The sequence below is a fragment of the Lamprocystis purpurea DSM 4197 genome (assembly GCF_000379525.1).
GTDB classification, from domain to species: Bacteria; Pseudomonadota; Gammaproteobacteria; order Chromatiales; family Chromatiaceae; genus Thiodictyon; species Thiodictyon purpureum.
Genome location: NZ_KB902400.1, coordinates 1 through 5,578 on the forward strand (window position 1 = coordinate 1; position 5,578 = coordinate 5,578).

The window sequence follows — 5,578 nt, forward strand, 5'->3', positions numbered from 1 at the left end:
TGGGGTACGGGTGATCTACTACACCCGATTCGCCTCTGGGGCACTCATGCTGTTGGTACTGCACGCGAAGTCCGAACGGGGAAACCTGTCCGCCAAGCAACTTGTGGAGATCAGACATGCCATCGAACACGCAACCCCTGACTGATGATGAACTGGAAGTGTTTGAAACATCAAGCTCCGTAGGAGCCCGCTTGCGGGCGACGTGACCTGCCGGAATCGCGTCATTGTGCCCCCACCCGTCGCCCGCAAGCGGGCTCCTACGGGTTGGATTTCTCGCGGAAATCACCTTACGTTAGAATGTGGAGCAACAAAAAGCCTTTATGTTGACTCATGCCCTTATCCTAGGGGCTAAGTCCGACAGGCTGCTAGGAGAAGACCTGCTGGAATCCATCCGTCAGATGAACGCGGGCCTGGGGACAGTGGTGTACTCGCCGATCATCGCCGCCCGCCAGAACGCCGGCCTGTCGCCCGCCCAGTTTGCCGAACTCTTGGGCGCGTCGGTGCGCACGCTGCAGGAGTGGGAGCAAGGCCGACGCCAGCCGAGCGGTGCGGCCAAGACGCTGCTCAGGGTGGCGCAACGACATCCCGAGGTGTTGCGGGAATTGGCGGAGGCGTGAGGATTGCCGAGCGCGATACGCCGATTACCCTCGAGATTTTGTCTTCATACTTGGACTGCCAATACATCTTCTGCCCAGGTGGGTTAGGATGTGTCATGTGAAAGCGGCCGCCGTCTCGCGAGGCCAGAGTCGCCTGCCGGCACAGATCGATCAGTGCGCCGCGTTTGTATTCAACTTGATAGAAATCCGGCATCGCTGCATCGCTCATCGGCCAGAAGAGTGTTCTGCCGTTCTGATTCATTTCGAGGTTGGCGTCAGAAAAATGACATAAACCCTATCCTGACGCTTTCAGCAGGATACCTTGACATCAGGATAGGGTATACTTCAAGCAGATGCACGGCAGAGATGCCAACATGCTGTTTTTCGAGCGCAAGAACTGTATCAAAAAAGCACTTCTTGATACCCATAGCGATCTCGCGAGGGCTTGGGGACTTGCGGCCATCTTGTTCACCGGTTCGGGCGCTACGATCTGGAGGTGGACAAGCCTCCGCCGGAACTGGTCTACTATCTCTGGTCGTAAACGCCCGGAACCTTGTGGCCAAGAAATTAAGGAATCGTTGTCGTACCCCCTATGCAGCCATCATCCCTAACATTCACCGCAACACTTTGTGTCCAATTGCTCTTGGCACCTCAAGCCACAGCCGAGGACATTCCGCCTATACACTGCAAGTCTCCAAAGTCCACAGTAGAAGAGAACTATTGCGCTGAAAAAGCGCAAGAAAAAGCCGATCTTGAACTGAATGCTTTATACAAAAAGCTTCGCGATAAGCTGAACCAAGAAGATAAAGCCACGCTCACCCAAACAGAGCAAAAGTGGGTCGCTTTGCGTGATGAGATTTGTGATTTTGAAACTCAGCCCGCGGAAAACGGCACAGGGTGGTCGGGCTTTAATTCAGCTTGTCTAACGCGCCTAACAAAAAACCGGCTTATTGATTTGAAAAACGCCCTTGAGTTTAGACAATGAAATTGGGTTCGCATACCCGGGCAATGCGCTCTAATACAAAGTTGAACCAATGCGCTCCGCGGTCCTTATTCGCGCACATTGCGCAGGCGCTATGGCGTCGCACCTGGCAGGCGAATAGAACAGCGCCTGCCGAATTCCTTGGCATCGTCCACACTCAGCAGCCGCGGACGGTCCGCACAGCGGACCCTACGGTAACACCGTGACCTGTAGGGTCCGCTGCGCGGACCGACGACCGTGCCGATCGCGCGGTGGCCGGGTTTATGACCAAGGCCGAGACACCGATGGCAGTCGTTTTGTTGGCATACTGCCCATAGCACGAACTGAACGCCGTGCCGGCCTGCTTCCATTCAGTCCGCGGCTTGCCGACCTCGGCGGCGCCCGGTTCTGGCGGCTCGATGCCCGCGCCGATTACGGCGCCCTGAACGCCCTCGCCAAGCATCGGATCACCGGGGCGCGCGTCGTCCGGCAGTGGGAGGACATCCTGCGCGTGGCCGGCTCCCTAAAACTGGGCGCGATCCGGGCGGTCGTCAACGCCGTCATCCTGTGGAGCACGCTCTACACGGCTGCCGCCTTGGAGCAGTTGCGCGGTGAGGGCTACGCGGTCCGGTCGGAAGATGCGGCCCGTCTGTCACCGCTGTCAACCCATCATATCAATGTGTTGGGCCGCTATGCCTTCTTGCTGGCCGAGCAGGTCACCCGCGGCGGGATGCGACCGCTCCGGGGGCCGGAGGACGATGACTGGTCCTTAGCGTAAGTTCCAATAATTGTCAGACCCCACCACCGGGCCGCCGCACCGCGTGACAACGATCATCATGTCCATAGCGTCAGAGCCGTGGCCGGCGGGTCACGTCGCGCTTGCTTAGACCGAGGAGCCGGATGCCTTCATTGGGCACGTCCGGAGCTGTGGGAGCCGCGGGCGAGTAGTCGCGCGCGGCTACCCGGCGCCATCGCCGATTGGCCCCGCGCAGCGGAGCCCCGGCGCGACACCGCTCTTGTAGGGTCCGCAGTGCGGACCAGCAGCCTTGCAGCCAACGGGTGGCCACGACCCGTTTCCTGACTGGGATCACAGTTTTTTGATCGCTCTTCTCGTATATTCTTTCTGATACGGTAGGCCGCGACGAGGCGCAGATGCGGGTCCGCTTTGCCGATAAGAACCTGACGACCAACGCTGCGGGCATTTGCGCCTGCTCGACAAATCGGCCACCTTCTCGTTGGCACCAACCCGTCGGGGCCGCGTTAGCGACCCTGACTAGCCGCGGTGAGCGGCACAACCTAAAGCCCGGGCTTTGCCGGGGGAACTGGCTAGGGAAGAAAAAAATGATCAGTCGCTTTCAGTTGGTACTGGCTGCCGCATTGTCTCTGCTCGCCGTGGGCACGATTCATGCGGACACAGTGTTTGTGGCGAGTGATGGCCTGCTGGTGCATATGCCACGTAGTACCTTAAAGATCCTGGACCCACCGGAGGTGTGGATCACGGATGATGACGGGTTGCCAAAAAAAGTGAAGATCGAACAACTCAATATAGCTGGAACGCTCAAAGGCAACATGATCGGTTGGCACCCCGACTACGGGCCAAACTTTTTCATCGTATCGGTCGTGGACTCGAAATCCGGGCGTATCTCGACGCTGCCCCAGAACATTATTAAATGTACAATCAAACCCAGCCGGACTGGTAAAGGTTTCATGGGGTACTTCAACAATAAAACCCCTGCAAACGTTACGAGCTATCCGGATTTTTTATTTCAATTACGCGTCCTGCAATTGCCACACAAAGAAGACGCGATGCACCCACATCGCTCCCGTTTCCTGGTGAGCACAGCCTATCGCGGCCAATACCTCTTCTATCTTGATGAAGAAACAGACCCCGGAACAGGTATAAAGACACTCTCTGCCACAGAGGTTGGCGAAGTCAAAACTGATGTCCCGGGTGGGTATGGTTACCGTGTTATCAATATCGATCTCATCGATCCCCGCCAATATCAATCTAACGAGATCAGAAAGGATGATCCATACGCCATTGCGATGTGGATCGATGATACGTTTGGGAAGGGAGAGTACTGGTCGCATGAAAAAAACGTTTTTAAGTATTTGGCTAGCAACTTGCTGATCGCAACTGTCGATGATAGCGGCGATATTCCTCTACTGAAGATTCGCCGTGTTAGCGATGACGCGGGGGCTTTCAGCCGTATGACGCGCAATGCCTGGAAGCAGCCCACAGCGATCACGGGCGGCGCGCTGATTAATCCGGACGAACATGGTGTCATCAGCTACTGGTTCACAAAATCCGTCCACTACTGGTCAGAAGAATCCCGGCAAAGTGGGTTCGTTGACTTTGCGAAGGAAACCTGGAGCGGTCAGCTAACCTACAATAGCAAGGAGAAAACATTCGGGATGAATTTATTTTCGCGCAGCAATGACTATCGCTGGTCGTGTAAAGCCCGCGACAAGGCGGGCTTGGGTAAGTATGGGAACCTATTTGGGAAAACAACCGATTTTATACCCAATATGTTTGCCTGGAACCACAACCCCAGAATACGGGGTGAAATGAGACAGGGTACCAAGGACATTTTCATCGATAGCGTTGTCGCGAAAGACAAGGCCTGTTTAGATAAAGAAACGGATTTTATTGAAGCCAGCTGGGAGAGTAAGTCCTTTTCAATCGGCACTATCAACTACGCCGATCGCGACGAGGTAGAAAAAGCCGAAGCGGCGATTACTCCCGACGAGACACTTAGCCTAACGAAAGACGAAAAAGCACTGGTGGCGAAAGGCACGAAGGTCGACCTGGTCGTCTATAGCTGGCCATACTTTGCGGTAGATCCTGCAAATCTCATAGGAAACAACAGCGTGGCTACGCCCACATTTACTAGCGCACGCGTCGAGCAAGTTGTCGAATGGGAAAAATCTTCCCACGGCGGTGGATTCGATGCAAAGCTAGGCTTTGGCATGAAAACAGCCGTGGTGGAGTTTTCGGTGTCCGCTATCGGTGGGTATGCAAGGAAGTTCGAAAAAGAGGACCATAAGACGGAAACAAACACGAAGCAACTGACAGAGGAAAGATCAACGGAGAGCAGCATCGATCACTTCGGTACCGAGGGTTTTGTGATATATAGTGAAATAAGACCTCAGATGAAAGTACAAGGAACCTTCCATCCAAGATTTAGCGAGGTGATTTTCTTGCCGGGGCTTAACGACGAATTTAAGTTCCCGGTGACACGATTTGACATGATTGCTGAAGTTCCGTCACGCCTGCAAAGGTTCAATATCAAAAACCCCAATGAGGAGTGGAACAGTGACCCCAAGGTCGGCTTGAAACCGAGTCCGCTCTCCAAGGGCCTGATAGCCCGCGACTTTGGTTCGGCGATAGCGTGTAATGGCTTCGACTGTGAGCGCGTTAAGGCAAAGATTGCAAAGTGGGAACAGGAGGCAAAATTGCAGGGACTAATCACTTTGTCGAAGCTTACCAAAGACTACGAAGAGAAGAGAGAGAATGGCGCGGATACTGGCGTGAAAGACAGGCCCAAGGTTTTCTATTGCGACAATAAAGATACGCACAGCTTCAGTGAGCAGGTGATGAAAACCAAGATTACGGACAGCAGTTGGTACGCCGGCTTCAATTTCACCATGAAACCCGTTCTAATCGGCGCAGTCGCGGACGTTACGGCCAAATATAGCGGCGCATATATATATAAGAGCTCGGTAGGCGATACCGAATCTTGGGCAATGACTTTCCCGCGGGCGGTGAAGGCTGGGGACGCTTCGAGGCTGAAGGGTAGTGTCCTTTCGGCAAGCCTGCATGAATCCCACGCGCGGGTCCGGTAACGTGGGAGCCCCGCGTTCTTGGCGACCGGAAGGCCCAGCGTGGCCGGGGTCCAGACGGGCCGGGGCCGAACCGGCGGACCGTTGTTGGCCCAGTCACCCAGTCAGCAGCCACCAGCGCCCCGGCGCGGCTGGGCGGGAGCGTGACAGGGTGCGGTGGGCGCGCGACGCGCGCCCG

At 55.5% G+C, this 5,578-nt stretch carries 3 protein-coding genes and 1 pseudogene; all 4 read left to right on the top strand.

Translation table 11 applies throughout. The annotated features are described in order from the left end of the window. The first annotated feature begins 320 nt into the window (after positions 1-320). Positions 321-617, top strand: coding sequence for a helix-turn-helix domain-containing protein (locus A39O_RS0105795; protein WP_040527241.1), 297 nt, complete (start codon positions 321-323; stop codon positions 615-617). Positions 618-1,188: 571 nt separating this feature from the next. Next, entirely contained in the window at positions 1,189-1,581 is a 393-nt protein-coding gene (locus A39O_RS37895; RefSeq protein WP_083924531.1) for a lysozyme inhibitor LprI family protein, read from the top strand. A gap of 346 nt (positions 1,582-1,927) precedes the next feature. Then, a pseudogene (locus A39O_RS36265) lies at positions 1,928-2,335 on the top strand (Tn3 family transposase); the annotation flags it as partial. A 563-nt stretch (positions 2,336-2,898) separates the two neighbouring features. Then, on the top strand, positions 2,899-5,403 hold the full coding sequence (locus A39O_RS0105805; RefSeq protein WP_020503756.1) for a hypothetical protein: 2,505 nt from the start codon (positions 2,899-2,901) through the stop codon (positions 5,401-5,403). The last annotated feature ends 175 nt before the right edge of the window (positions 5,404-5,578 follow it).

Coding starts and splice junctions, on each gene's coding strand:
- A39O_RS0105795 (WP_040527241.1), top strand. CDS start 321: ATGTTGACTCATGCCCTTATCCTAGGGGCTAAGTCCGACAGGCTGCTA.
- A39O_RS0105805 (WP_020503756.1), top strand. CDS start 2,899: ATGATCAGTCGCTTTCAGTTGGTACTGGCTGCCGCATTGTCTCTGCTC.
- A39O_RS37895 (WP_083924531.1), top strand. CDS start 1,189: ATGCAGCCATCATCCCTAACATTCACCGCAACACTTTGTGTCCAATTG.